Origin of the sequence: Undibacterium sp. YM2, assembly GCF_009937975.1 — a bacterium.
In the GTDB taxonomy this organism is placed as follows: Bacteria; Pseudomonadota; Gammaproteobacteria; order Burkholderiales; family Burkholderiaceae_D; genus Undibacterium.
Genome location: NZ_AP018441.1, coordinates 2,438,653 through 2,463,492 on the forward strand (window position 1 = coordinate 2,438,653; position 24,840 = coordinate 2,463,492).

Annotated in this window: 24 protein-coding genes, 2 tRNA genes and 1 pseudogene; 10 read left to right on the plus strand and 17 right to left on the minus strand. The window is 50.2% G+C overall.

The features are described from left to right. The first annotated feature begins 63 nt into the window (after nucleotides 1-63). The 7 genes from hfq to UNDYM_RS11080 all read left to right on the plus strand — a co-directional run bounded on the left by hfq (nucleotide 64) and on the right by UNDYM_RS11080 (nucleotide 6,799). Nucleotides 64-300, plus strand: a complete 237-nt coding sequence (gene hfq / locus UNDYM_RS11050; RefSeq protein WP_162041076.1) for an RNA chaperone Hfq — start codon at nucleotides 64-66, stop codon at nucleotides 298-300. Between the two features lie 30 nt (nucleotides 301-330). After that, nucleotides 331-1,458, plus strand: a complete 1,128-nt coding sequence (gene hflX / locus UNDYM_RS11055; protein WP_162041077.1) for a GTPase HflX — start codon at nucleotides 331-333, stop codon at nucleotides 1,456-1,458. 31 nt (nucleotides 1,459-1,489) lie between these two features. After that, on the plus strand, nucleotides 1,490-2,755 hold the full coding sequence (hflK, locus tag UNDYM_RS11060; RefSeq protein ID WP_162041078.1) for an FtsH protease activity modulator HflK: 1,266 nt from the start codon (nucleotides 1,490-1,492) through the stop codon (nucleotides 2,753-2,755). Further along, nucleotides 2,755-3,657: a protease modulator HflC gene (gene hflC, locus UNDYM_RS11065; protein ID WP_162041079.1), complete on the plus strand. Its 903-nt coding sequence runs from the start codon at nucleotides 2,755-2,757 to the stop codon at nucleotides 3,655-3,657. The genes hflK and hflC overlap by 1 nt, the downstream gene beginning before the upstream one ends. A 116-nt stretch (nucleotides 3,658-3,773) precedes the next feature. Continuing rightward, nucleotides 3,774-4,925, plus strand: a complete 1,152-nt coding sequence (locus UNDYM_RS11070; protein WP_162041080.1) for an ATP phosphoribosyltransferase regulatory subunit — start codon at nucleotides 3,774-3,776, stop codon at nucleotides 4,923-4,925. A 3-nt stretch (nucleotides 4,926-4,928) separates the two neighbouring features. Continuing rightward, the gene (locus UNDYM_RS11075) at nucleotides 4,929-6,242 is read left to right on the plus strand and encodes an adenylosuccinate synthase (protein ID WP_162041081.1); all 1,314 of its coding nucleotides are present in this window, start codon (nucleotides 4,929-4,931) and stop codon (nucleotides 6,240-6,242) included. A gap of 23 nt (nucleotides 6,243-6,265) precedes the next feature. Continuing rightward, complete coding sequence (locus tag UNDYM_RS11080) at nucleotides 6,266-6,799, plus strand: phosphoribosyltransferase (RefSeq protein WP_110254186.1); 534 nt, start codon at nucleotides 6,266-6,268, stop codon at nucleotides 6,797-6,799. Nucleotides 6,800-7,048: 249 nt separating this feature from the next. Here the strand turns inward: UNDYM_RS11080 and UNDYM_RS11085 are convergent. Next, nucleotides 7,049-7,133 (minus strand) — tRNA-Leu (locus tag UNDYM_RS11085). Between the two features lie 232 nt (nucleotides 7,134-7,365). Then, nucleotides 7,366-7,450 (minus strand) — tRNA-Leu (locus UNDYM_RS11090). A 159-nt stretch (nucleotides 7,451-7,609) separates the two neighbouring features. Between UNDYM_RS11090 and rnr the strand changes: the two genes are divergently transcribed. From rnr to cysE, 3 genes are all read left to right on the plus strand, one after another. Further along, on the plus strand, nucleotides 7,610-10,105 hold the full coding sequence (rnr, locus tag UNDYM_RS11095) for a ribonuclease R (RefSeq protein ID WP_162041082.1): 2,496 nt from the start codon (nucleotides 7,610-7,612) through the stop codon (nucleotides 10,103-10,105). 35 nt (nucleotides 10,106-10,140) lie between these two features. Further along, nucleotides 10,141-10,872, plus strand: a complete 732-nt coding sequence (rlmB, locus tag UNDYM_RS11100; protein ID WP_162041083.1) for a 23S rRNA (guanosine(2251)-2'-O)-methyltransferase RlmB — start codon at nucleotides 10,141-10,143, stop codon at nucleotides 10,870-10,872. A gap of 115 nt (nucleotides 10,873-10,987) precedes the next feature. Next, on the plus strand, nucleotides 10,988-11,734 hold the full coding sequence (gene cysE, locus UNDYM_RS11105) for a serine O-acetyltransferase (protein WP_162041084.1): 747 nt from the start codon (nucleotides 10,988-10,990) through the stop codon (nucleotides 11,732-11,734). A gap of 32 nt (nucleotides 11,735-11,766) precedes the next feature. On the opposite strand, the gene UNDYM_RS11110 is transcribed toward cysE, so the two are convergent. The 15 genes and pseudogenes from UNDYM_RS11110 to fliF all read right to left on the minus strand — a co-directional run bounded on the left by UNDYM_RS11110 (nucleotide 11,767) and on the right by fliF (nucleotide 24,765). Further along, nucleotides 11,767-13,305, minus strand: a complete 1,539-nt coding sequence (locus UNDYM_RS11110) for an NAD(P)H-hydrate dehydratase (RefSeq protein WP_162041085.1) — start codon at nucleotides 13,303-13,305, stop codon at nucleotides 11,767-11,769. A 3-nt stretch (nucleotides 13,306-13,308) separates the two neighbouring features. Then, complete coding sequence (locus UNDYM_RS31345; protein WP_370529462.1) at nucleotides 13,309-13,554, minus strand: flagellar biosynthetic protein FliR; 246 nt, start codon at nucleotides 13,552-13,554, stop codon at nucleotides 13,309-13,311. Between the two features lie 2 nt (nucleotides 13,555-13,556). Beyond that, nucleotides 13,557-14,105, minus strand: a complete 549-nt coding sequence (locus UNDYM_RS11115; RefSeq protein WP_370529463.1) for a flagellar biosynthetic protein FliR — start codon at nucleotides 14,103-14,105, stop codon at nucleotides 13,557-13,559. Between the two features lie 21 nt (nucleotides 14,106-14,126). After that, entirely contained in the window at nucleotides 14,127-14,396 is a 270-nt protein-coding gene (fliQ, locus tag UNDYM_RS11120; RefSeq protein WP_162041086.1) for a flagellar biosynthesis protein FliQ, read from the minus strand. Nucleotides 14,397-14,404: 8 nt separating this feature from the next. Continuing rightward, on the minus strand, nucleotides 14,405-15,172 hold the full coding sequence (gene fliP, locus UNDYM_RS11125; RefSeq protein ID WP_162041087.1) for a flagellar type III secretion system pore protein FliP: 768 nt from the start codon (nucleotides 15,170-15,172) through the stop codon (nucleotides 14,405-14,407). 9 nt (nucleotides 15,173-15,181) lie between these two features. Then, entirely contained in the window at nucleotides 15,182-15,640 is a 459-nt protein-coding gene (gene fliO, locus UNDYM_RS11130) for a flagellar biosynthetic protein FliO (RefSeq protein ID WP_162041088.1), read from the minus strand. Between the two features lie 2 nt (nucleotides 15,641-15,642). Then, on the minus strand, nucleotides 15,643-16,071 hold the full coding sequence (fliN, locus tag UNDYM_RS11135; protein WP_162041089.1) for a flagellar motor switch protein FliN: 429 nt from the start codon (nucleotides 16,069-16,071) through the stop codon (nucleotides 15,643-15,645). Continuing rightward, nucleotides 16,064-17,065, minus strand: coding sequence for a flagellar motor switch protein FliM (gene fliM, locus UNDYM_RS11140; RefSeq protein WP_162041090.1), 1,002 nt, complete (start codon nucleotides 17,063-17,065; stop codon nucleotides 16,064-16,066). Before fliM ends, fliN begins: the two co-directional genes overlap by 8 nt. A gap of 3 nt (nucleotides 17,066-17,068) precedes the next feature. Next, nucleotides 17,069-17,572 carry a flagellar basal body-associated protein FliL gene (gene fliL, locus UNDYM_RS11145; RefSeq protein WP_162041091.1) on the minus strand — a complete coding sequence of 168 codons (504 nt, stop codon included), beginning with the start codon at nucleotides 17,570-17,572 and terminating at the stop codon, nucleotides 17,069-17,071. Between the two features lie 331 nt (nucleotides 17,573-17,903). Beyond that, nucleotides 17,904-19,526, minus strand: a complete 1,623-nt coding sequence (locus tag UNDYM_RS30650; RefSeq protein ID WP_232063971.1) for a flagellar hook-length control protein FliK — start codon at nucleotides 19,524-19,526, stop codon at nucleotides 17,904-17,906. 20 nt (nucleotides 19,527-19,546) lie between these two features. Continuing rightward, the gene (gene fliJ / locus UNDYM_RS11155) at nucleotides 19,547-19,987 is read right to left on the minus strand and encodes a flagellar export protein FliJ (RefSeq protein ID WP_162041092.1); all 441 of its coding nucleotides are present in this window, start codon (nucleotides 19,985-19,987) and stop codon (nucleotides 19,547-19,549) included. A gap of 32 nt (nucleotides 19,988-20,019) precedes the next feature. After that, nucleotides 20,020-21,326, minus strand: a pseudogene (gene fliI, locus UNDYM_RS11160) (flagellar protein export ATPase FliI). Between the two features lie 86 nt (nucleotides 21,327-21,412). Then, nucleotides 21,413-22,093 carry a flagellar assembly protein FliH gene (locus tag UNDYM_RS11165; protein ID WP_162041093.1) on the minus strand — a complete coding sequence of 227 codons (681 nt, stop codon included), beginning with the start codon at nucleotides 22,091-22,093 and terminating at the stop codon, nucleotides 21,413-21,415. Further along, a complete protein-coding gene (fliG, locus tag UNDYM_RS11170) occupies nucleotides 22,086-23,081 on the minus strand; it encodes a flagellar motor switch protein FliG (protein WP_162041094.1) in 996 nt (331 codons plus the stop codon). The genes UNDYM_RS11165 and fliG overlap by 8 nt, the downstream gene beginning before the upstream one ends. Further along, a complete protein-coding gene (gene fliF, locus UNDYM_RS11175; protein WP_162041095.1) occupies nucleotides 23,074-24,765 on the minus strand; it encodes a flagellar basal-body MS-ring/collar protein FliF in 1,692 nt (563 codons plus the stop codon). The genes fliG and fliF overlap by 8 nt, the downstream gene beginning before the upstream one ends. Nucleotides 24,766-24,840: the final 75 nt, after the last annotated feature.

The following is a 24,840-nucleotide window of genomic DNA, read 5'->3' on the forward strand; positions in this document are numbered from 1 at the left end:
GGAATACTTGTATTCTGATAAGTAGTCCCCAACTCCTAATCACAACAACACAATGGAGCTGTTATGAGCAATAAAGGGCAATTATTACAAGACCCATTTCTGAACGCTTTGCGTAAAGAACATATTCCTGTATCAATTTATCTGGTCAATGGCATCAAATTGCAGGGCCATATCGAATCTTTCGACCAGTATGTGGTTTTGCTGCGTAATACTGTGACACAAATGGTTTACAAGCATGCTATTTCTACCGTTGTGCCAGCACGCGCAGTCAGCATTAACACCGAGCCAGAGGCAGAGTAATTTTTGAGTAATGAAATAAAGAAGCCGTCCATGCGCGCCGCTTTAGTCGGCGTGGATTTTGGTAAGGACGACTTTGCCGCCAGCCTGGAAGAGCTATCTTTGCTTTCGCAATCCGCGGGGGCAGAGCCAGTTACAACCATCACTTGCAAACGATCAAGCCCTGACGCTGCTTTTTTTGTCGGTAGCGGCAAGGCGGATGAGATTGCGCATGCTGTTGCCGACGCTACGCTGGATATAGTCATTTTTAATCATGCACTCTCGCCGGCGCAACAGAGGAATCTGGAGCGCCACCTGAAAGTGAGGGTGGTTGATCGTACCAGCCTGATCCTGGATATTTTTGCTCAACGAGCCCAAAGTCATGAAGGTAAGGTCCAGGTAGAGTTGGCTCAGTTGCAACATCTTGCCACGCGATTGATACGCGGCTGGACGCATCTGGAAAGACAAAAAGGCGGTATAGGTTTGCGCGGCCCAGGCGAGACTCAGCTTGAGACTGATCGCCGCTTGCTGGGGGAGCGTGTCAAAATGCTCAAACAAAAGCTCGATAAGCTACATAAGCAAAGGGAAACCCAGAGACGTTCGCGTGGCCGTAGTAATACCTTGTCGGTTTCTTTGGTCGGTTATACCAATGCGGGCAAGTCCAGTCTGTTTAATACCATGACCAAGGCAGGCGCTTATGCCGCCAATCAATTATTTGCAACGCTGGATACTACTTCGCGCCGCTTGTACCTGGGCGATGCGGGTAATATCGTCATTTCTGATACGGTTGGTTTTATTCGTGAATTGCCGCATCAACTCGTTGCAGCGTTCAGGGCAACATTGGAAGAAACGATACATGCCGATTTGCTCTTGCATGTCGTAGATGCAAGTAGTCCGGTAAGGTTTGACCAGATACAACAAGTCAACCAGGTGCTTGAAGAAATCGGCGCGGATCACATACCACAGATACTTGTGTGGAATAAGATAGATCTTGCTGAGCTGGAGCCTTCGGTCGAGGTAGATGATTGTGATAAAATCCAGAGGGTTTTTTTGAGTGCCCGCACCGGAGCAGGTATAGGTTTGTTACGCGAAGCTATCGCCGAATTCGCACTGGCAAAAACGTCTGGCATTGCGCAAACGGCAACGCCAGAGGCAGTTGATGCCCGCTTTGATTTTCAGTAGTCCAACCCACTATTCATTGGATAGCGACAGAATGCTTGTTTCATTTCTCAAAAGAATTGGTTTGACCATGTCCATAAATGATCCGCAATGGGGGCGTGGTTCACAAAACAATAATCAAAATAATAATAAGCCCGATGGCAAAAAACCACCGGAAGGCCCACCTGATCTTGATCAGTTATGGAAAGACTTTACCCAGAAATTGGGGCGTCTGTTCGGGCAAAATGGTGCTGGCGATAATGGTGGCAATTTTTCACCAGACTCATCTGGCGCTAAAGTTGGTGCATCCCTGATTGTTGCCGTAATCGCGCTGGTATGGTTGTCCAGTGGTTTTTTCATCGTGCAAGAAGGGCAGACTGCTGTCATCACGACATTTGGTAAATTCAGCCATCAAACTTCTGCCGGCTTTAACTGGCGCTGGCCTTATCCTGTCCAAGGACATGAGATAGTCAATCTGTCGCAAGTCAGAACAGTGGAGATAGGCTACAAAAAAGGCTCAAAAGAGCGCGAATCCCTGATGTTGACTGATGATGAAAACATCGTCGATATTCAGTTTGCTGTCCAGTACACCTTGAACAATGCCGCAGACTGGCTGTATAACAACCGTGATCAGGAAGAGATGATACTTCAGGTCGCAGAAACTGTTGTCCGCGAGGTCGTCGGTAAAAGCTCCATGGATTTTGTCTTGTATGAAGGTCGTGAAAAAATAGCACTTGATGTCAGCGCAGGCATGCAAAAAATCCTGAATGCGTATGGTTCAGGTGTGCTGGTGGCGCAAGTGACTATGCAAAATGTGCAGGCACCTGAGCAGGTCCAGGCTGTTTTTGAAGATGCGCAAAAAGCAAAGCAGGATAAAGAGCGCCTGAAAAATGAAGGCATAGCTTATGCCAATGATGTTATTCCAAAAGCACGTGGTGAGGCGTCCCGGATGATACAAGAGGCAGAAGCATACAAGGGAAGTATCGTTGCCAATGCCCAGGGTAATGCTTCACGCTTCCAACAAGTGCTGGTTGAGTATCAAAAAGCGCCTGCCATTACCAGGGACAGGATGTACCTGGAAACCATGCAGCAAATATTTGCCAATACCAGCAAGGTGATGATGGATACCAAGACTGGTAATAATATGATTTATCTGCCTCTGGATAAAATCCAGGGCGATCAGGCAGCGAAAGTCGCGCCGGCGGCTCCTGCCCAGGTAACTATTCCCGCAGCAGAGCAGATACCTACCGTGGAAATGCGTTATGGCAAGGATGGAAGATCAAAAGATAACCGTGATACACGCGAAAGGGAGGGCAGATAATGAATAAGTTAGCTACTTTCCTCATTGCCATCTGTGGTGCAATTTTAATTGCTTACTCGACTATTTTTGTTGTTGATCAGCGTTCGCACGCGATTGTCTTTGCTTTGGGTGAAGTCAAGTCTGTCATCAGTGAGCCTGGCTTGCACTTCAAGTTGCCACCACCATTCCAGAATGTCTTGTTGCTGGATAAACGTATTCTGACTATTGATACGAATACTGGTGATCGTTTTGTTACGTCGGAAAAGAAAAACATCCTGGTTGATTCGTATGTGAAGTGGCGTATCAAGGACCCACGTCTGTATTTCGTCAGCTTCAATGGCGAAGAGCGCAGAGCACAAAACAGGATGTTGCAAATCATCAAGGCTGCCTTGAATGATGAAATTACCAAGCGTAAAGTTGGCGAAGTAATATCTACACAGCGTGGCAAGGTCATGGACGCCATCAAGAAAAAGGTTTCTGACGAAACCAGGCAGATAGGTGTGGAAATTATAGATGTGCGCCTCAAGCGTGTTGATTACGTAGAGCAAATCAATAATTCGGTGTATGAACGCATGAAGGCCGAGCGTACCCGTGAAGCAAATGGTCTGCGCTCTACCGGTGCAGCTGAAAAAGAAGAAATTAGCGCAGATGCTGACAAGCAAAGATTGGTGATCAAGGCTGAAGCTTATCGTGAAGCGCAAAAGATACGCGGTGCAGGTGACGCTGAAGCTTCACAGATTTATGCGCAGGCATTTGGTCAAAATCCAGAATTTTATAAGTTCTATCGCAGCCTTGAAGCGTATACTGCGTCATTCAAGAATAAGAGTGATGTCTTAGTAGTGGATCCAAACTCTGAGTTCTTTAAATATTTTAAGAGCCCTTCTTCGGTAGGTGGTAATGCTCCTGCTGCAAAGGGTAAGTAACACTCGCCACTGTAAATAGTGACTGTAGTGACCGACAGCGATCTGCACAAATTTTGTGCAGATCGCTGTTTGTCGGATAGACTCAACCAATTTCTTGTTTTTTTTGATTGTTCTTCATGCCAAATTGGCTTTTACCTGAAAATATCGCTGATATCTTGCCGTCCGAAGCACGCAAGATAGAAGAGTTGCGCCGTGTTCTCCTGGACAATTTCAGACTGTATGGCTACGAGCTGGTCATGCCGCCCATGCTGGAATACATAGAGTCCTTGCTGACCGGCGCCGGTCAGGATATGGATTTGCGTACCTTCAAATTGGTAGATCAAATCTCTGGCCGTACCATGGGCCTGCGGGCTGATATGACCACGCAAGTAGCCCGTATTGATGCGCATCTCTTAAACCGCCATACTGTTACCCGTCTTTGCTATGCGGGCAGTGTCTTGCATACCAAGCCTTCTGGTCTGCACGCCACACGCGAGCCTTTGCAAATCGGCGCAGAAATTTATGGTCATGCTGGTCTGGAAGCGGATGCTGAAATCCAGGAGCTGGTATTGGCTTGTCTGGCACTTGCGCATGTGAAAGATGTCAGGCTGGATATGTGTCACGTCGGTGTCTTGCGTGCCTTGCTGGCGGCAGATCCGCTCGCCAAAGCGCAGGAAAATACTCTATATGCCTTGCTGGAGGCAAAGGATTTGCCTAGCATCGATAAGCTGAGCAAGGATTTTTCACCCGAGGTGCGTGCTGCATTAATGGTTTTGCCAGGTTTATATGGCGATATTTCCGTTATCCAGAAAGCGCGTGCGGTACTGCCTGCATTTGAAGGCATACAGACCGCGCTCGACGAACTGGAGCATCTGGTGCGTTTGACTGGCACAACCCATGTCACGATAGATCTCGCTGATTTGCGTGGCTACCACTATCATAGTGGGGTGATGTTCAATGTATTTGTACCAGGTTTGCCAAACGCAGTGGCGCGTGGTGGTCGGTATGACCATGTGGGTGAGGCTTTTGGCCGCTCACGTCCGGCGACTGGATTTTCCCTGGATTTGCGTGAGCTGGCGCGTCTGCTGCCATCCGCAGAGAGAAAGGATGCGATCCGGGCTCCCTGGGGTAGTGACCCTGCATTGCGGGCAAAGATCGTAGAGCTGCGTAGCGAAGGTGAGATCGTTATTCAAAGCTTGCCTGGGCACGAGAACGAACAAGACGAATTTGACTGCAATCGCACGCTCATTTTCGATGCGGGTAAATGGATTCTTCAAAATGTAGGTTGAGTGATGACACAAACTAAAATTGCAAAAAACGTAGTCGTAATCGGTACCCAGTGGGGCGATGAAGGCAAGGGAAAAATCGTTGACTGGTTGACGGATCACGCTCAGGGCGTCGTACGTTTCCAGGGCGGTCACAATGCTGGTCACACATTGGTCATCGGTGGCCAAAAGACAGCCTTGCAACTGATACCTTCCGGCATCATGCGTGCTGGTACTGCCTGCTACATCGGTAATGGTGTGGTCTTGTCTGTGCCTGATCTCTTGCGTGAAATTGACAAGCTGCAGGCAAACGGCGTTGAAGTTGCTTCACGTCTCAAAATTTCAGAAGCTTGCCCAGTTATTTTGCCGTATCACACTGCACTTGATGCAGCACGCGAAATTGCCCGTGGTGCCGCCAAGATAGGTACGACAGGCAAGGGCATAGGTCCTGCCTATGAAGACAAGGTTGCCCGCCGTGCGATACGCGTTGCTGATTTGCTCAATGAAGAGCGTTTTGCCGAGAAGCTGCGCGAAAACCTGGATTACCACAATTTTGTGTTGACCAATTACCTCAAAGCACCTGCAGTTGAGTTCCAGAAAACACTGGATGATACCCTGGCCAATGTGCCGCGTATCCGCCCCATGGTAGCAGACGTCTCCAGTGCCTTGTATGCAGCGCATAAAGCCGGTGCCAGTCTCTTGTTTGAAGGCGCGCAAGGCAGTTTGCTGGACGTCGATCATGGGACTTACCCCTTTGTTACCTCCAGCAATTGCGTGGCTGGCAATGCAGCGGCAGGTTCTGGCGTTGGTCCTAACATGTTGCATTACATCCTGGGTATCACCAAGGCTTACACGACACGTGTAGGTTCTGGCCCATTCCCGTCTGAATTGCCAACCGATGCCGGCGTAGGTAAGCACCTGGCCAGCGTTGGTCATGAATTTGGTACGGTTACTGGCCGTGCCCGTCGTTGCGGCTGGTTCGACGCAGCCTTGTTGAAGCGTTCCGTGCAAATCAATGGTGTATCAGGCATGTGCCTGACCAAGCTGGACGTGCTGGATGGTCTGGAAACACTGAAGCTGTGTACCGGCTACAAGGTCGATGGCAAAGTCGTTGATATCTTCCCGGTTGGTGCTGAAGAAGCGGCGCGCTGCGAAGCCATTTATGAGGAAATGCCGGGTTGGTCTGAAACGACAGTTGGCGCGCAAAGCATGGATGCTCTGCCAGTCAATGCCCGCAATTACATCATGCGTATTCAGGAGCTGGTTGGTGTTCCTGTCGATATGGTCTCTACCGGACCAGATCGCGAAGAAACCATCGTGTTAAGGCACCCGTTTATCTAAGAAGGAAAAATAAAAATATGAATATGCCTGCATCTACAGACAAGGACTTATGGGTTTCCTGGGAAGCCTATCATCGTTCCATTGAGCAGCTTGCATTGAAAGTGCATGAGTCTGGCTGGAAATTTGATCAGGTCCTGTGTCTTGCCCGTGGTGGCTTGCGTCCTGGTGATATTTTCTCCAGAATATTTGACGTGCCTCTGGCGATTTTATCGACCAGTTCGTATCGCGAAGAATCAGGTACCGTACAGGGCACTCTGGATATAGGAAAGTATATTTCCATGACCAAGGGTGCGCTGCAAGGTAAAGTTTTGGTGGTCGATGATCTGGTCGATTCTGGCGTTACTCTGGAAAAAGTACTTGTGCATTTGCGTGAGAATTTCCCGGCTGTGACTGAAGTAAAATCAGCTGTGATCTGGTACAAGGCATGTTCATCAGTGGCTCCGGATTACTATCTCGACTATCTGGCGAACAATCCATGGATACACCAGCCTTTTGAAGAGTATGACAGTATCAGGCCTCATCAGTTGAATGCCTGGTTGAAAAAGGGTGCAGCTTAACTGACAGTCATGAAAACGGAAGCAATTTGCTTCCGTTTTTTTATGTCTACGCTATGCGATTATCTTGTGCTTTATTGCAATGGGTGTCTTGTGTTCTGTGGAGGGGGGGGGGCTCCCGCCAGACTTTGTTTGATTTGGATAATGCAGATATGATGCAGCTTGCGCTAATGATGAAGGCAAATGAGGCAAATGGAGCAAATGTGGAATTGAAAAAGCCCGCTGATTTTCATCAGCGGGCTCTCAAATTTGTGGTGCCCACGGAGGGACTCGAACCCCCACATCCGAAGACACATGGACCTGAACCATGCGCGTCTACCAATTCCGCCACGTGGGCAACGGAAGGCGTAATTATAGAGTATTTGACTGGCTTTGGGGAAATATTTCGGAGAAAATTTCGCATTATGGTGCCGGCAGGTAGAAAGTCGTTGGCAGCTTGGGCAGGAAGTGCAGGGTCAGGGGATTTCTTGCTTATACTTGCAAAACTGAATGCGTGGAATGTGCTGAATGTGAAATTCGAAGTGGAATTGAAAAAGCCCGCTGATTTTCATCAGCGGGCTCTCAAATTTTGGTGCCCACGGAGGGACTCGAACCCCCACACCCGAAGGCACATGGACCTGAACCATGCGCGTCTACCAATTCCGCCACGTGGGCAACGGAGAACAACATTATAAATTAATTGAAGCATTTGTCAAGGTGAGCCACCTTGCAGATACAAGAATTGTTAGGCGAAAGAGGTTTGCTACAGTAAACTATGGCCTGATAAGATTTTGGCGTGAGCCAAATTAACTTTTTTAAGAAAAAATACAAAATTTGAACAAGCATTTATACCCCATCCCCAGTCGCGAAGAGATACTGGGTGTTCTACGTACTAACACGGCAAAAATGACGGCTACTGCAATAGCAGATGCGTTGTCAGTAAAACCTGAGGAGTTAGATGGCATGACACGACGTTTAAGCGCGATGGAAAGAGATGGGCAAGTCAAAGTAGATAAAGGTGGAAATTATTCCATCGCCAATCACGATAACTTCATCAGCGGTAAAGTCAGCAGTCATCGCGAAGGTTATGGTTTCCTGATTCCTGATGATGGCAGTGAAGACCTGTTCCTGCCAGAGCGCGAAATGCAAAAGGTCTTGCATGGTGACCGTGTCATGGCACGCGTGGTAGGTACTGACAGGCGTGGTCGTCTTGAAGGCGGCATACTTGAGATACTCGACCGTGCCAATACTCATGTCATCGGGCGGCTGTTAAATGAAAACGGCGTCTGGATAGTTGCGCCTGAAGACAAACGCTTCAGCCAGGATATTTTATTGACCGGCGCACCGGGCAAAGCCAAGGCTGGTCAGGTTGTCAGCGTCGAGTTGACCGAACAACCGACCCGTTATGCGCAGCCAGTTGGCAAGATCGTTGAAATTCTGGGTGATGTTGATGACCCCGGCATGGAAATCGAAATCGCTGTCCGCAAATTTGGTGTGCCTCATGAGTTTTCTGAAGCGGTAAAAAAAGCCGCAGCCAAATTGCCATCCGAGGTACGCGATATTGATCTGGCTGACCGTGTGGATCTGCGTGACATTCCATTGGTGACTATCGATGGCGAAGACGCCCGCGATTTTGATGATGCAGTGTATTGTGAACCAGTCAAGATAGGCCGCAGTAAAGGTCACAGGCTGATCGTCGCCATTGCCGATGTCAGCCACTATGTCAACCCGAATGATGTGCTTGATGAAGAGGCGCTGTTGCGCAGTACGTCGGTGTATTTCCCGCGCAGGGTGATACCGATGTTGCCAGAGCGCCTGTCGAATGGCCTGTGTTCGCTTAATCCTGACGTCGATCGCCTGACGCTGGTGTGCGATATGGTGATTACGCAAGACGGTGAAGTCACGGCTTACCAGTTTTATCCGGCGGTCATTCATTCTGCTGCGCGCTTCACTTATACCGAAGTGGCAGCCATACTGGGTAACACCAAGGGGCCAGAGGCTGCCAAGCGCCTGACCCTGGTGCCGCATCTCCTGCATTTGTATGAGGTCTTCCAGTCTCTATTGAGGGCACGCCATGCGCGTGGGGCCATCGATTTTGAAACGACAGAGACCTATATCGTTTGCAATCCATCTGGCAAGATAGAAAAAATACTGCCACGCACACGCAATGATGCACACAAGCTGATTGAAGAATGCATGCTGGCAGCCAATGTCTGCGCAGCAAATTTGCTGGAAACCTACAAGCATCCAGGCACTTATCGTATTCATGCAGGTCCGACCAAAGAGAAGCTGACCCAGGTCAGGAATTTCCTGAAACAGGTAGGTCTGTTCCTCAATGGTGGCGACAAGCCTTCAGCCTCGGATTATGCTGAGCTGATGAATAAAATTAAAGGGCGGCCAGATGCGCCGCTCTTGCAAACCATGCTGCTGCGTTCCATGCAGCAAGCGGTTTACAGCCCGGACAATATCGGCCATTTTGGTTTGTCGTATGATGCTTATGCCCATTTCACCAGCCCTATACGCCGTTATCCCGATTTGCTGACCCACAGAGCGATCAAGGCTATTTTGCAGGGGCGTAAATATGAACCCAAGGGCATAGACCTGACGCTCTTGAATACTTCAGTATCGAATGCCGCCAGAAAACAGCAAATTGCTGACAAGGCCGCGGGCAAGAAGAAGGAAGAAAAAGAACAGACCATCTGGGATGCTCTGGGTGTCCACTGTTCTGCCAATGAGCGTCGTGCAGATGAAGCTTCACGTGATGTCGAAGCCTGGCTCAAATGCTACTTCATCCGTAACAAGGTTGGTGAAGAATTCACTGGCATGATCACTGGCGTGACACAGTTTGGTATCTTTGTCCAGCTCGATGAAATTTTCATCGAAGGCCTGGTGCATGTCACTGAGCTCGGTGCTGACTACTTCCAGTTTGACGAAGCACGTCATGAGTTGCGTGGCGAACGCACGGGCAAGCGTTATCAGTTGACTGACAAAGTCACGGTGCAAGTCAGCCGTGTCGATCTGGATGCACGCAAGATAGATTTGGCCATAGTCCAGCCTGTATCACCACGCTCAGCTGGTCTGGTAGATGCTCGTGGTACAGCCACGAATGAAAAAAATCGCAAAGGTGCTGCCAGTGCCAAGAAAGCCTTGCTGGTACCTGAAGAAAAAGCCGTGGCAAATTATGGCAGGGGCGTTAAAGCTGCTCCAGCCAGGAAAGTAAAAGAAGAAAGTTTTTCTGGTGGACGTCGCCAGAAATCTTCGCCTGCTGCTGCCAGTGCAAAGAAAAAAGCACCAGCTGCCGCTGGTAAGTCAGCGAAGAAAAGACGTTAGTACCTCAAAGAAATGCATGTAAAGAAAAGAATGAAATGAAAAGTAAAATGATTTTTGGTTTCCATGCGGTGACCTCCCGGATCCGTCATGAAGCCTCTTCTGTCGAAGAAATCTATGTAGATTCGTCCCGCGTCGATGGTCGTATGAAAGACCTGCTGCAGGCAGCAAAAGCTGCTGGTGTGCGCATCATTCCGGCAGATGATCAGCGCCTCAGCAATATTGTCGGTACACGTCGCCATCAGGGTGTAGTAGCGAAGGCCAGTGAATTGTCACTGGCACGTAATCTCGATGAATTGCTCGATGCGATTGATGGCCCGCCTTTGTTGCTGGTGCTGGATGGCATCACGGACCCACATAACCTGGGTGCCTGCCTGCGCGTGGCTGACGGCGCGGGTGCGCATGCAGTTATCGCTCCAAAGGACAGGGCAGTGGGCTTGAATGCGACTGCAGCCAAGGTTGCCAGTGGCGCTGCTGAAACAGTGCCTTACATCACCGTCACCAATCTGGCGCGCACCCTGCGTGAATTGAAAGACCGTGATATCTGGCTGGTTGGTACCTCAGATGAAGTCGAAAAAAATATCTACGATGTTGATTTCAAGGTTGGTTGCGCCATCGTCATGGGTTCTGAAGGTGAGGGCATGCGCCGCCTGACCCGTGAAACCTGCGATATGCTGGTCAGTGTCCCCATGTTCGGTTCTGTAGAAAGCCTGAATGTCTCCGTGGCTTCAGGTGTTTGTCTGTACGAAGCCCGCCGTCAGCGTCTGTAAGCCATCGTTTCTGTAAGCCTGTACGTCTGCTACCCGGTGATTTTGGTTGGCGGACGCAGCTTTTACAGAAATACGCTACTATCTTATTCCCTTCCGTCATATCCATAAAAAGTTCATGTTTAGCCGCCTGAGAGAAGATATAGCCAGTATTATCAAGAAAGATCCTGCCGCCCGTAATGCCTGGGAGGTGATCACTTGTTATCCTGGTTTTCAGGCGATACTCATGCATGGCTGGGCACAATGGTGCTGGAAGCGTGGCCTGAAATGGCTGGGCCGTTTTATCTCGCACGTTGCCCGCGTATTGACAGGTATAGAAATCCACCCTGGTGCGACCATAGGCCGCAGGGTATTCATAGACCATGGTTTTGGTGTGGTTATTGGTGAAACGGCAGAAATTGGTGATGACTGCACGATCTACCAGGGCGTGACTTTGGGAGGAACTTCCCTGTCGCGTGGCGCCAAGCGTCATCCTACGCTGGAGGCGGGTGTCATTGTCGGTGCCGGTGCCAAGGTGCTGGGTGGTTTTACCATAGGTGCGGGTGCCAAGATAGGGTCTAACTCTGTGGTGCTCAAGCCAGTGCCTGCTGGTGGTACTGCAGTTGGTAATCCTGCTCACGTCATCAAAAAAGAAGTTCCATCGGCAGATTCAGAAACTGCGCATTTGTTCACCGCTTATGGCGTGACTCAAAACAGTGATGACCCGATTTCCAAAGTCTTGCACAAGCTGATTGATCATGCTGCTGCACAGCAAGAGCAGATAGAAAAATTGTCCGCTGCCTTGGCACAGTCTGGTATTGCCTGCGATGCCCGCTCTGAAGTCGGTAAACTGATACCGGAACAGATTAATAGCCTGGTTGACTGATTCCTGGTCCAGTCGGGAATTAATTGTTGGTTTTAGGTTTTAGCGTGATAGGCAAATTGATTGATATGAAGCCTGATCTCTGGCAATAACTCACTGGCAGTCAAACCTATAGGCCCTGTTCCGTTTTTTACCAGTTCATCTGCTGTATGACCATGCACCCAGGTCGCGATTCTTGCCGCATCCATGCTATTGCCAAGCTGCGCCAGTAAGGCACCTGCCACGCCTGCCAGTACATCACCAGTGCCGCCGCTGGCCAATGCCGGATTGCCAGTCGTATTGATAAGCAACTCGCCATCAGGGGCGCAGATAATACTGCCGGAACCCTTGAGTATTACTACTGCATTGAATCGACTTGCCAGTTCTTGTGCTGCAGGCAGGCGATTATTCTGTATGTCAGCGATGCTCTTGTGCAGTAATCTCGCTGCTTCCAATGGGTGTGGTGTGAGTATGCATGGAGTACTTCTGTCGTGTAATAAAGCCTGCAATTTGCTGTCCGCAGCAATCAGGTTCAAGGCGTCGGCATCAATGACCAGTGCTTGCGCAGTCTGAGTCGCACTGCTGAGTAAGGCATGCGCAGCATTTGAAGTGCCTAGTCCTGGACCAACGACCACAGTTGCCTCTGCCAGACTGATATCCCCAGCATGACGAAACATGATTTCTGGGTGTAGACTATCGTAAGCGGGTGCTTCAGCCAGCATGCTGCAGTAAATCCTCCCGGCACCTGCGTACTGTGCAGCCCTGGCCGCAAGGATGGCAGCGCCTGTCATTCCCCTGGCACCGCCAAGCACGACGACGTCACCAAAGCTGCCTTTATGACTGTTTTGTTTGCGAGGTTGTAGAATCTGCAGCAGGGGAGTGCGTTCGTTCAGATGGCTGTGGCATTCAGGAAAAAAATCGTCAGAAATATCCAGTTGGTTAACTGTGACATGACCCGCATAGTCTTTGCCTGATCCTGTGTGCAGGCCAGGTTTGTTGGCAATAAAAGTAATTGTATGGCTGGCCTGAATAAGCACGCTGTCGTGGCTCACTGGCTGCCCGGTATCGGCATTCAAACCACTGGGGACGTCAATCGCCAGTACTGGGATAGTTTTTTCAGATGCGAGTTGGTTGATGAAGTTGATTAGCCTGGCGATGTCAGCTTCTGGTGCCCGTTTCAGACCTATTCCGAATAAGCCATCAATAATCAGGCCCCAGTTTTGTGACGGGGTATTGAGTAACGTCTGAAGCTCTGCAAACTCCAGTCCCGAGCTCCGGGCTCTTTGCAGCGCAGCCTGTGCATCTGGTGAGTATTTCTCAAATACCCCGCACATGAGACAAACGACTTTGAAACCCTGTCTGGATAAGTGATATCCGGCCTCATAAGCATCCCCTCCATTATTACCTGGTCCTGCCAGTATCAATATGGGATATTGCTTGTTCGCGCAAATTTTCGCTGCCAGTTCTGCCGTCGCCAACCCGGCTTTTTGCATGAGTGTGACTTCGCCCTGATGTGCCAGTGCACGGGTCTCTATTTCACGTATCTGTTCTACGTTATATAGTCTGGCTTCGCCGGTAAATACGCTGCATGACATGATTTACCTCTTTACAGGGAGCGGTGTAGTCTGGCTTAAAGACTGTATCATTTCCAGGCCACTCTGGAACAGGTTTTGCAGCGGCAGCAGCAGGTAAGGCATGATAAGGGCGACCATCAAAAAACCTACACCTATGGTGATAGGAAAGCCGATACCAAACAAATTCAATTGAGGCGCAGCGCGCGTCAATATGCCAAGAGCGACGTTGGTTACCAGCAGGGCAGCAACAATGGGTAGTGAGAGATGCATGCCTACGCTAAAAATTTGCTCCCCCAGATTGCCAGCTTTTGATAATTGAGACCAGATTGATAAGTCGTGGCAATTGGTATGGTATGAAAACTTTCCACCAGCGCCGCCAACATGGAGAGGTGCACATTCAGTGTCAGCATCAGCAAGGTGGATGTCAGCACAAGGAATTGTGCAATGGCCGACGATCGCCCCTGCGTCTGTGGATCAAAAAAAGTCGCAAAGCCCAGCCCCATGGTCAAGCCAGAAACCTCACCAGCCATTTCTATGGCAGAAAAGACGACGCGCATGACAAAGCCCATTGCCAATCCTATGATGAGCTGCTGCGCCAGCACCAAAATGCCATTCAGCGAAACCGGATCAAGATTGGAAATGGCTGGCAGGGTAGGGGCGACGATCAGCGATAAAACTATGCCCAGCGCGATCTTGATTTGTACCGGAACAGTGTTATTGCCAAAGGGCGGGGCAACAGCAATCAGCCCCAGTATCCTGGTCAGGGGCCAGATAAAGGAGTTGATCAGTGCGATCAGCTCATTGCTGGAAAAAGAAATCATGGAATTGCGATGGTACGCAAATCAGGCTGCCATGGTGGCGATGCTGGAAAACATCTGGCGCATGTAATCCATCAGGACGGAAAGCATCCAGGGCCCGGCAATGATGAGCGTGACAAAGATGCCTATCAGTTTGGGAATAAAAGACAGGGTCGTTTCATTGATTTGCGTGGCTGCCTGGAAAATACTGACGATCAGACCTATGCCCAGTGCCACCAGCAATAAGGGGGCAGACACCATCAAGGTGACTTCCATGGCCTGGCGGCCTAATGTCATTACGCTATCGGGTGTCATGGTGAACCTCAGTAAAAACTTTGTGCGAGTGAACCTATCAACAACTGCCAGCCATCGACGAGTACGAAAAGCATGAGCTTGAAGGGCAGCGATACGATAGCAGGTGAGACCATCATCATACCCATGGACATCAGCACGCTGGCAACCACCATGTCGATGATGAGGAAGGGGATGAAGATGGCAAAACTGATTTGAAAAGCAGTTTTCAGTTCACTGGTAATGAAGGCAGGGATCAAAATTCGCAAAGGCACATCTTCCGGCCCTTGCAACTCAGGGGTATTGGATAATTTTACATACAGGGCAAGATCAGTCTGCCTGGTTTGCTTCATCATGAATTGTTTCAGCGGGGTTGCACCCTTATCCAGGGCAACCTGCATGGTAATCTTGTTTTCAGTAAATGGCTGATAAGCTTCAGCATAGATTTTGTCAAACACCGGCCCCATGACGAAAAGAGTCAGAAAAAGGGACAAGCCCACCATCACCTGATTCGGTGGTGCAGACTGGGTGCCCAGGGCTTGCCTGAGTAAAGATAAGACGATAATGATGCGGGTAAAACTGGTCATCATCAGCAAGGCCGCCGGCAAGAAGCTTAATGCTGTCAGGAATAGCAGCGTCTGTATGCTGAGGGAATAGTTTTGTCCGCCACCAGGTGCCGGCGTGCTGGTGATGGCTTGCAGGCCACCATTGGCCTGGGCCATGGCGGCTTCTGGCAGGGCTAGTCCGCACAACAAGAGAGCCAGCCAGATGAATGGCAGATGAGAGCGCAAAATTTTCATGCGATGTAATTACCTGTTATCAGACGGCTCTGTAGATTGCTCAGGGGTACGCCCGGTATTGCGTTTTTCCAGCGTGCGTTTAAGCCAGGCGGAAAAAGGATCATTTGCGGCTATTTGCGCTGATTGATTAAGCAGTTCTTGCTGTTTGGGCATGCTGCCCAGATTATTGATATTGCTTGCGGTCACGCCAAGGATCAGCCATTGGTCGCCCACTTCAACTACCATCACCCGTTCGCGATTGCCTACGCTGATGCCGCCAATGATTTTAACCGGAATTTTATTTCCTGCATTCATGGGGCCCAGGCGGCGCATGAGCCAGGCGGCCATGACCACCAATCCCAGTACTAAAAGTAATGCTGTAGCAATTTGCAAAAAACCGCCGCTAGGTGACACTGGCGCAGTCTCGGCAGCAAAAGCAGAGCTGCCAAGTGTGGCTAATATTAGCGGCACAAAATAAGACAATTTCATCCTCATTTGTTGAGCTTGCGTATGCGTTCTGCAGGCGTCACGATATCGGTCAGGCGTATACCGAATTTATCGTTGACCACAACCACCTCACCCTGGGCAATCAGGCAGCCATTGACCAGCACATCCATAGGCTCACCCGCCAGGCCGTCAAGTTCTACGACAGAGCCCTGTGCCAGTTGCAGCAGGTTTTTGATGGCGATCTTGGTTCTGCCCAACTCTACCGTCAGTTGAACCGGAATATCCAGAATGAAGTCGATGTCATTATGGGTTTCAGGTGCGTTACTGCTCTTGCCGCTGAACTCTTTAAAAATGGCAGCGCTGGCCGGTGGTGCTTCAGCTTTTTCGGCTGCCGCAGCTTCGGCTCTTTCCTGCTCTGCAATTGCAGCACCCCAGTCATCTTCACTGATGGGGGAATCGCCGTTGTCATCCATGATTTTCTCCTTGTGCTACTTCCTGTACGCTGGAGCTGATCAACTTCTCCACGCGCAAGGCATATTGCCCGTTAAACACGCCGTATTTGCACTCCATGACCGGAGTGCCATCGACTTTAGCTGAAATAATTTCTGGTACTGAAAGCGGAATGATATCGCCTTCCTTCATATTCAGTATATCGCCCAGAGTGACGCGCGTGGTGCCCAGATCTGCAACTATTTCAACTTCTGCTATCTGTATCTGTTGCGTCATCAGACGCACCCAGCGTTTATCCACCTCCAGGGTTTCGCCTTGCAGGCTGCTGGTCAGGATGTCGCGTATGGGTTCTATGGTGGAGTAGGGCATGCATAAATGCATTTCACCACTGACTGGCCCCAGTTCTATCGTGAACGTGGTGGACACCACTACTTCATTCGGTGTCGCAATGTTAGCGAACTGGGTATTCATTTCTGAACGTATGTATTCAAACTCGATGGGATAAACAGGCTCCCAGGACTTGGAATAGGTTTCGAAAATGATTTCCAGGATGCGATGAATGATACGCTGCTCAGTCTGGGTAAAATCGCGGCCTTCGACACGGGTATGGAAGCGGCCGTCACCACCAAACAGATTATCCACCAGCAAAAACACCAGGCCAGGGTCAAGCACAATCAGGGAGGTGCCGCGCAAGGGCTTCATGTGTACCAGATTCAGATTGGTTGGTACCACCAGGTTGCGGATGAACTCACTGTACTTTGATACCCTGACAGTACCGACGGATACCTCGGCACTGCGTCGCAGGAAATTGAACAAGCCTATGCGCAACAAACGGGCAAAACGTTCATTGATAATTTCCAGCGTCGGCATACGGCCACGGACGATACGCTCTTGCGTGGCAAGATTGTAGGGCCGGACACCGGAGGTATCCTCCAGAGATTGCGAGTCGTCCTGATCTCCCGTGACGCCCTTCAAAAGGGCATCAACTTCTTCCTGGGAGAGAAAATTATCTGACATGGTTTATTGAACTACAAAAGACGTAAAGAAAACACCGCTGACTTTTTGCGGTTCTCCCTTGGGCGTGAAAGGCTGGGCAACTTTTTCTATAATGTCGTTGACCAGTTTTTCCTTGCCTTCGGACGATAAAATTTCAGTTGAATCCTTGCTCGACAACAGCAGCAATAAGCGGCTGCGCACTTGCGGCATATTGGCCTTGATCAGATTGACCTGCTCTTCATCCTGTACTTGCAATGTCATGCTGATTTGCAGGTATTTATCACCATTATCGGATTGCAGGTTTACAGTAAATGGTTCGAGAGCAAGAAATACCGGTGCTTTTGCTGGTTCAGCCTTATGTTCCTTTTCTTTGTTGGCCGAGCTTTTTTTTGACAGTAAAAGGGCTGCACCACCGCCTGCGGCGACCAATAAAAATACGACGGCAGCAATGATGATCAGGAGTTTTTTCTTTGATTTTCCTGCTGGAGCATCACTTGCTTCCGCTGCTTTGGCTGGTGCTTTCGCCATGGTTTTCCTCTCTGTAGGCATGAAATGCCATGATTTTTAAGTATTATGCTTGATGGCAGGCATTTAATATCCAAGAAAAAGAGGGCGTATTTCAGCTTATCTCTAATGTTTGCAAAGTAGTGTGGCCACTTCATCGCCCGGATCAGCCTGTTCATGATCATTCTACATGCATGTACCGGTCTTTTTCCAGAGAGTGGGGCAGGATCTTGCTGCGCAAGAGCAATACTTTTGTGTCAGAGAGTGAAATGAGGGCTGCAACAATGGGCCGGTGTGCAAATCCGGCCATCATTGCAAGGCCTTAGCTCAAGAAAGGGTAGTCGCGGCAAAAAACTCAGGCAAAGGTATCTACCAAGCCGTTATTTGTCTGTATCCTGGCTGGTGCTGTACTTGTTGTATTGATCGTATTGTCAGGCAAGTCAACGCCAGTTCTTGTTGAGCCCAGGCTGCGTGGCTGTTGTTGCGCGAAATTTTGTCCCTGGCCCGCCGCCTGTGAATTGACAGAGAAACCTGTCAATTGTACGCCCGCATCGTTGAGCATTTGTTTCAAGCGCGGTAAGGCTGCTTCCAGTGCTTCCCTGACTTCTGGCTGGGCGGAAGAAAAACTGGCGCTGGCTTGTTCATTGCTGACCTTCAGCACGACCTGCAAGGGGCCGAGATCCGGCGGGTTCAATGTCAGCTCTGCTGATTGCAAGCCTTCACCCACCATCCAGACAACTTTCTGGCCTACTGCTTTATCCCAGCCATTGCTGCCGACTCGTGGTGCAATTTGCTCTGCCGCCAGCACTGCGGCATTGAATTGCGTACTACTGACGGCATTGGCTGCAATCGCAGGTGGTGCCATGACTTGCTGACTGTCTTTGGTAGTTGCACCCGTTTTGACTTCAGATATACGTTCTGCCATGGCATCTTTTGCCTGTGCAATATCAGTGGCAAACGATTTTGGTGTGTCTGCCGCACTTGCTACAGTGCGGGCATCCCCGGTCTTGTCGCTGGTGGCTTTAGCCAAACTCAGGTCGCTGATCTTGGCGTCACTAACTGCCGTTTCAGATGGTGTGTCTGCGCCGACTGTAGTTGCGCCCTTGCTTGTCAGTGTATCTTTTGGTGCGGGAGAGGTGAGCTCAGCCGCGCGGCTAATGGCATCCGTCAATTTGCCTGCCTCTTTATCGAGAGATGACGCTACCGCAGTTTGCCCAGTCTCTGCCAGTCTGCCCGTGGTTTTGCCATCAGCCTTGCTGGCAATCATTTGCGCAGCAATTGCTGCAACATCAGCTTTGCCGGCAGGGTCCTCAGACTTGACCTGTTCCTTGCCCGTTGATTTGCCATCAAGCTGGGTAGTGGCCAGATCCTGATTTTCTGCGCCTGACTTTGCCAGGCTGGCGACCGTATTGCTATCGATCAGATCGCTTGCCGCTGAGTCTGTGCTGGCGACGGCTGCAAGACTATCATTTTTACTGGCATCAACATCGCTTGCAACAGGTTTTTTGGCTATATCTGCAGCCACAGGCGCAGGATTGAGGTTGCCTACCAAGGCGAGAATTTGTTCGCTTACACTGAGTCCATCTTCTTTTTTGACATCAGTTTCGTCTTCTTTGCTGACTGTGCCATCAGTACTCGCTGCGTCTGTTTTTGCTGCACCGGCATTGCCAGGAGCATTATCGTCATTCTTTGCCAGTTTATTGCCAGCATTGGCCTGGTTATTGGCGTTGCCGTTGTTGTTAACGGTATTGTTGGCGTTGTTATTTGTCGCGTTATTATTGTTTTTGTTCGCCTGGGGAGGTTTGTTAGCGCTGCTGGCAGGGCGCGGCGCATCCATCTCTGGCCTTCTTGATCCAGAGATTTCTTTATTCAGCATTTGATTGAAGCTGTTTTCGGTATTGCCAGACGAGTTGCTTTTGCTCGTTTTGGTAGCCGCAGCCGTCTTGTCTGTTGCCGTCAGTATGGGATTAGCTTGCATTTGCGGTACCTGTAAATAAATTAGCGCTTATAAAAAAGGGCGCGGGCAGCCATTTCATCGGTTTGCTTCTGATCTCGCTTGGCTTCTTTTTTTTGCTGTACCGTGAGCGCACGATTCTGCAAAGTATCGTAAGAGAGCCGCTTTTTCTCAGAGGCCTGCCATTCTGTTCTTGCCATCACGATGCGATGTTCTGCATCCATGACGACTTGTTTTTGTCCATCAATAGCCGAGTCCAGCTTGGCGAGGAAAGACAAGAAATTCGTGTATTGCGATACAGTCAGGCCCTTTGCCGCACCATCCTGTAGTCTCTGCGCGTAATCATCGCGGTATTGTTGCAATAAACTCAGTTTTTTTTCTGTATCTTCATGTGCACGTATGGCTTTACCCAGAAGTTTGGCGGCATCGTCAACTTCTTTCTCTGTCATTTCTATCAGTGTGCTAATTGGTGATTTCAACGCCATGGTGATTTAAGTATAGTCGCTGGCAGGATTTTCTAAGCGTTGAATAGAGCCTGAAGTTGCCCCAAGCTTTCGGGAATGCTGCATTTTTCGGCAATATCTTGTTGTAAAAATGAAACGATTCGGTCGCGCAGGCGGATTGCCTCATCCAGTAGTGGGTCTGATCCCGGTGAATAGGCGCCTACGCTAATCAAATCACGGCTGCGTTCGTAACGGGAATACAGCTGTTTAAGTCTTCTTGACAGCGCCTGGTGTTCCGGTGATGTAATGCTGTGCATGGCACGGCTGATCGATTGCTCTATATCGATAGCGGGATAATGCCCGCTTTCAGCCAGGGTCCGGTTCAGGACGATATGACCATCCAGAATGGCCCTTGCGGCATCTGCTATCGGATCCTGCTGATCATCACCTTCGGTCAGGACAGTATAAAAGGCTGTGATTGAGCCGCCACCAGATTTGCCATTGCCCGCTCTTTCTACCAGGACTGGCAGCTTGGCAAATACGGATGGCGGGTAACCCTTGGTCGCTGGTGGTTCGCCTATGGCCAGGGCAATTTCCCTTTGTGCCATTGCATAGCGCGTCAGTGAATCCATGATCAGCAATACACTACGGCCCTGATCCCTAAAATATTCAGCGATGGTGGTCGCGTAGGCAGCGCCCTGCAGGCGCATCAGGGGCGGGGCATCGGCTGGTGCTGCCACCACGACTGAGCGTGCCAGGCCTTCGGCACCAAGAATTTGTTCGATGAATTCTTTCACCTCACGACCCCGTTCACCTATCAGGCCAACCACGATGATGTCGGCGGCGGTATAGCGCGCCATCATGCCCAGCAAGACGCTTTTACCCACGCCAGAACCGGCAAACAGACCCAGGCGCTGGCCCTTGCCGACGCTGAGCATGCTATTGATGGCGCGGACGCCCACGTCCAGCGTTTCAACGATAGGAGCGCGCTCCAGCGGATTATAGATACGCGCACCCAGGGGGCTGATTCGTGGGTGCCGAGCGGGCCCAGGGTATCAAGAGGGCGGCCATTACCATCCAGCACGCGACCCAGTAATTCGTAACCTACTGGTAGATGACGGCTACGGTCACTAGGTCGGCGACGTGGGTGATTGACGATTTCATGTGCTTCAGGTTCCGCCGGGAAGACCGGTGCTCCTGGTGTGACGCCGTCAAGATCACTATGTGGCATCAGGAATAACCTGTCGCCATCAAAACCGACTACTTCGGCATCTATCTTTGCACCACTTTGTAAATGGATGGCGCAGGCGCTACCTACTGGCAAGCGCAAGCCAACTGCTTCCATGACCAGACCCGTGACCCGGGTGACGCGGCCAGACATGGAGGTAGTCTGTACATGCGAAATCTGTTCCCGGCTTAAACTGAGCCTGGATTTCCAGTCATTGATGAAGGTATCCTGCATGCGTATCAATCTGTTTTGTAGTCACTGATTTGCATACTGTCGAGTAGCTTTTTCCAGCGGGTGGAATAACTGGCATCCACCAGGTTATGCTGGGTGACCAGCTTGCAGCCACCACGTTCCATATTGGTGTCAGACACGATGCGCCAACCATCTTCAGACAGAGCTTCTCCCAGCTGATTTTTTACCATTGCTACGTCATCAGGGTGAAGCAGAATTTGCGCTGGCTGCTGTACGCTGGCCAGCTGTGCAATGGCTTCTTCGACGATGGGCAGGATCACGGTAGGGTCGCTATCCAGTTTGGCCTTGAGCATGGCTTGCGCCATGTCCATGGCCAGATGCATCAGCTCATTTCCCATTTGTTGCGACGCTGAATGCAATTGCTCTGAAAATGCTTGCGCCATTTGTTGCAGGGCCAGGATTTCCAGTTGCACTTGTTCCATGGTTTCTGCATAAGCAGTTTCCTGGCCATCTTTCAGGCCACGCTCATAAGCTTCTTTATAGCCCGCAGCAAATCCTTCCTGCTTTGCAGCTTCCCTGGCATGTTCTGCTTCCAGGCGTTGCCGTGCAGCGACCTGAGCGTTCGCAGCCTTGACTTCTTCGACCTGGGCTGGCCGGTTATCGCCAAACGAAGCCATTTCCCAGCGCTGGAAAGCAGTCATGTCACCACTGCGCGTGGCATTAGACATAGGCGTCCTCACCTTTTGCACCTAACATGATTTGTCCTTCATCAGCCAGACGTCTGACGATGAGCAGGATTTGTTTTTGCTGTGCTTCCACTTCTGACAAACGTACCGGACCTTTGGATTCCAGGTCTTCGCGCATCATTTCAGCCGCACGTTGCGACATATTCTTGAAGATTTTTTCGCGCATGTCCTGGTTTGCACCTTTCAGTGCCACGATCAGGGAGTCGGACTGTACTTCGCGCAACAGCAACTGTATACCCTTGTCATCAATCTCAAGAATGTTATCAAAGACAAACATCTCATCCATGATTTTTTCAGCCATGTCGCCATCATATTTGCGCAGATTGTCCATGACTGAAGCCTCATTCTCGCCACTCATGAAGTTCAGGATTTCTGCAGCAGCGCGTACGCCACCTATGGATTTTTTCTTCAGGCTTTCATTGCCGGTCAGCAGCTTGGTCAATACATCGTTCAGTTCGCGTAAGGCAGTTGGCTGGATACCATCCAGGGTAGCAATACGCAGCACGATGTCATTGCGCAGGCGTTCAGTAAACTGATTCAGGATTTCGCAAGCCTGGTCACTTTCCAGATGAACCAGGATGGTGGCGATAATTTGTGGATGCTCATTCTTGATCAGCTCTGCGACTGAGGGCGAATCCATCCACTTCAGGCTTTCTATGCCGCTGGCATCTTTGCCACCGAGGATACGGTTTAATAAAGAAGCTGCCTTGTCGTCACCCAGGGCTTTGGTCAGCACGTTGCGGATGTATTCGTCTGAATCCAGACCCACCGAGGAACTGAGGTCGGCCGCTGCCTTGAATTCTTCCAGCACCTTGGCGATGGCCTCATGCGGGATGGCACCAATCGCAGCCATGGCTGCACCGATTTTTTGCACTTCGCGTGGCCCAAGATATTTCATGACCTCGGCAGCACCATCTTCACCCAGTGCCAACATCAGGGTGGCGGCTTTTTGGACTCCATCTTCACTCATTGCTGACCCATGCCTTTACTACGTTAGCTACAATTCGGGGATCGTCTTTTGCCAGTTGTTTCGCCATTTCCAGGTTCATTTCATAGCTGGAACCATGCCTGGTATTTTGCAATTCTGCTTCTTTCGATAAATTCACAATGGCAGCTTCTTCTTCCTCTTTTTCTGCTTCTTCCTGAGCGCGTTTTTCAGCTTCGATTGCTTCCAGGGTTTCTTTGTCCTTGCCCATCATCTTAAGTAACATGGGTTTCAGGAAGCCAAAAAACAAGTAGGCAAGGACGATGGCAACACCTATGTATTTGGCGATTTCCTTAGCCGTTTGCAATACATCAGGCTGTTTCCACAGTGGTAAATCTACTATAGGCTCTTTTTCAGGGCTGGCAAAGGGGCTGTTGACTACGTTCAATGTGTCGCCCCTGTCTTTGTTGAAGCCCATGGCCTCTCTGGTCAAATCAGTGATCTGGGTTTTTTCTATGTCTGTCAAAGGACGTGTTGTGGTCTTGCCATTTTTGTCTGTTTCTGTTTTGTAATTGATGACCACCGCGACAGACAGACGTTTCACACCGCCCATGGGTTGCTGGGTATAGCGTATGGTCTTATCGACTTCAAAGTTCATGGTGGAGTCTTTTTGCATCAGGCCAGCGTTGGATGCCGCACTCTGCGTATTGGCAGCACCGCTGGCGACGATAGGTGCTGTCGCCGGGACAGGCGGCTGATTGCTCAATGCCCCAGGGATGCCAGACGGATTGCCTGCTTTGTTGTACGACTCGCTGGTTTGCTGGCTGCGGATGGCAGAAGCTTCCGGCGGTGAATTAGGTTTGTACGTTTCAGCAGCTTGTTCTGAGCGGGAGAAGTCGATGTCTGCGGTCGCTTCGGCACGCACATTATTTGCACCTACAATCGGTGAAATAATCGACTCTATGCGCTTGATAATGTTTTGCTGATATTCCTGCACATATTTGAGTTGTGAGGGATCAAGGCTGTTATTTGCCATTTGCTTGGCAGGATCGGACAGCAAATTACCATTCTGATCGACAATAGTGACATTCTTGGCAGATAACTCAGGCACGCTACTGGCCACCAGGTGAATGATGGCGCTGACTTGCTGCTGATCAAGCACACGGCTGGGGTAGAGATTCAATAAAACCGAGGCAGTTGGTTTTTGCTGATCGCGGATGAAAACCTGTGATTTGGGAATGGCCAGATGTACGCGCGCAGTCTGGACGGCAGAGACCGCCTGAATGGAACGGGCCAGTTCGCCTTCCAGTGCACGCTGGAAATTCACTTGCTCCAGAAACTGTGAGATACCCAGCTTCTGGTTTTCCATCAATTCAAAACCGACATTGCCGCCCTTGGGCAAACCTTGTGAAGCCAGTTTCAGGCGTGCATCGTGCACCTGGCTGGCAGGGACGAGAATGGCATTACCACCTTCAGAATATTTGTAAGGAATGTTTAACTGTTGCAATGAGGCAACGATAGCGCCGCCATCCCTGTCATTAAAATTGGAAAACAAGACTTTGTAGTCAGGAGTCTGGCTCCATAGCCAGACGCCAACCATGATGGCCAAAGTAATGGCTGCGCCTACACCCAGAAGGATATTGCGCGTGGCAGGCGTCTGCGGCAAGCCAAATATGCCTGGCAAGGCAGGGCCAGGCGGGGCCATTGCTATATTTTCTGCGGTTGCCATAGTTCACCTTGTACTAAGTAATGTGTCAGCGGATTGCATGCTTGCTATTCCAGATATGGTTTTTTCCTTGATAGC

Excerpts from the sequence above, each read along its gene's own strand:
- hfq (WP_162041076.1), top strand. The coding sequence starts at position 64 with ATGAGCAATAAAGGGCAATTATTACAAGACCCATTTCTGAACGCTTTG.
- hflX (WP_162041077.1), top strand. The coding sequence starts at position 331 with ATGCGCGCCGCTTTAGTCGGCGTGGATTTTGGTAAGGACGACTTTGCC.
- hflK (WP_162041078.1), top strand. The coding sequence starts at position 1,490 with ATGCTTGTTTCATTTCTCAAAAGAATTGGTTTGACCATGTCCATAAAT.
- hflC (WP_162041079.1), top strand. The coding sequence starts at position 2,755 with ATGAATAAGTTAGCTACTTTCCTCATTGCCATCTGTGGTGCAATTTTA.
- UNDYM_RS11070 (WP_162041080.1), top strand. The coding sequence starts at position 3,774 with ATGCCAAATTGGCTTTTACCTGAAAATATCGCTGATATCTTGCCGTCC.
- UNDYM_RS11075 (WP_162041081.1), top strand. The coding sequence starts at position 4,929 with ATGACACAAACTAAAATTGCAAAAAACGTAGTCGTAATCGGTACCCAG.
- UNDYM_RS11080 (WP_110254186.1), top strand. The coding sequence starts at position 6,266 with ATGCCTGCATCTACAGACAAGGACTTATGGGTTTCCTGGGAAGCCTAT.
- rlmB (WP_162041083.1), top strand. The coding sequence starts at position 10,141 with ATGAAAAGTAAAATGATTTTTGGTTTCCATGCGGTGACCTCCCGGATC.
- cysE (WP_162041084.1), top strand. The coding sequence starts at position 10,988 with ATGTTTAGCCGCCTGAGAGAAGATATAGCCAGTATTATCAAGAAAGAT.
- UNDYM_RS11110 (WP_162041085.1), bottom strand. The coding sequence starts at position 13,305 with ATGTCATGCAGCGTATTTACCGGCGAAGCCAGACTATATAACGTAGAA.
- UNDYM_RS31345 (WP_370529462.1), bottom strand. The coding sequence starts at position 13,554 with ATGCATCTCTCACTACCCATTGTTGCTGCCCTGCTGGTAACCAACGTC.
- UNDYM_RS11115 (WP_370529463.1), bottom strand. The coding sequence starts at position 14,105 with ATGATTTCTTTTTCCAGCAATGAGCTGATCGCACTGATCAACTCCTTT.
- fliQ (WP_162041086.1), bottom strand. The coding sequence starts at position 14,396 with ATGACACCCGATAGCGTAATGACATTAGGCCGCCAGGCCATGGAAGTC.
- fliP (WP_162041087.1), bottom strand. The coding sequence starts at position 15,172 with ATGAAAATTTTGCGCTCTCATCTGCCATTCATCTGGCTGGCTCTCTTG.
- fliO (WP_162041088.1), bottom strand. The coding sequence starts at position 15,640 with ATGAAATTGTCTTATTTTGTGCCGCTAATATTAGCCACACTTGGCAGC.
- fliN (WP_162041089.1), bottom strand. The coding sequence starts at position 16,071 with ATGGATGACAACGGCGATTCCCCCATCAGTGAAGATGACTGGGGTGCT.
- fliM (WP_162041090.1), bottom strand. The coding sequence starts at position 17,065 with ATGTCAGATAATTTTCTCTCCCAGGAAGAAGTTGATGCCCTTTTGAAG.
- fliL (WP_162041091.1), bottom strand. The coding sequence starts at position 17,572 with ATGGCGAAAGCACCAGCCAAAGCAGCGGAAGCAAGTGATGCTCCAGCA.
- UNDYM_RS30650 (WP_232063971.1), bottom strand. The coding sequence starts at position 19,526 with ATGCAAGCTAATCCCATACTGACGGCAACAGACAAGACGGCTGCGGCT.
- fliJ (WP_162041092.1), bottom strand. The coding sequence starts at position 19,987 with ATGGCGTTGAAATCACCAATTAGCACACTGATAGAAATGACAGAGAAA.
- UNDYM_RS11165 (WP_162041093.1), bottom strand. The coding sequence starts at position 22,093 with ATGTCTAATGCCACGCGCAGTGGTGACATGACTGCTTTCCAGCGCTGG.
- fliG (WP_162041094.1), bottom strand. The coding sequence starts at position 23,081 with ATGAGTGAAGATGGAGTCCAAAAAGCCGCCACCCTGATGTTGGCACTG.
- fliF (WP_162041095.1), bottom strand. The coding sequence starts at position 24,765 with ATGGCAACCGCAGAAAATATAGCAATGGCCCCGCCTGGCCCTGCCTTG.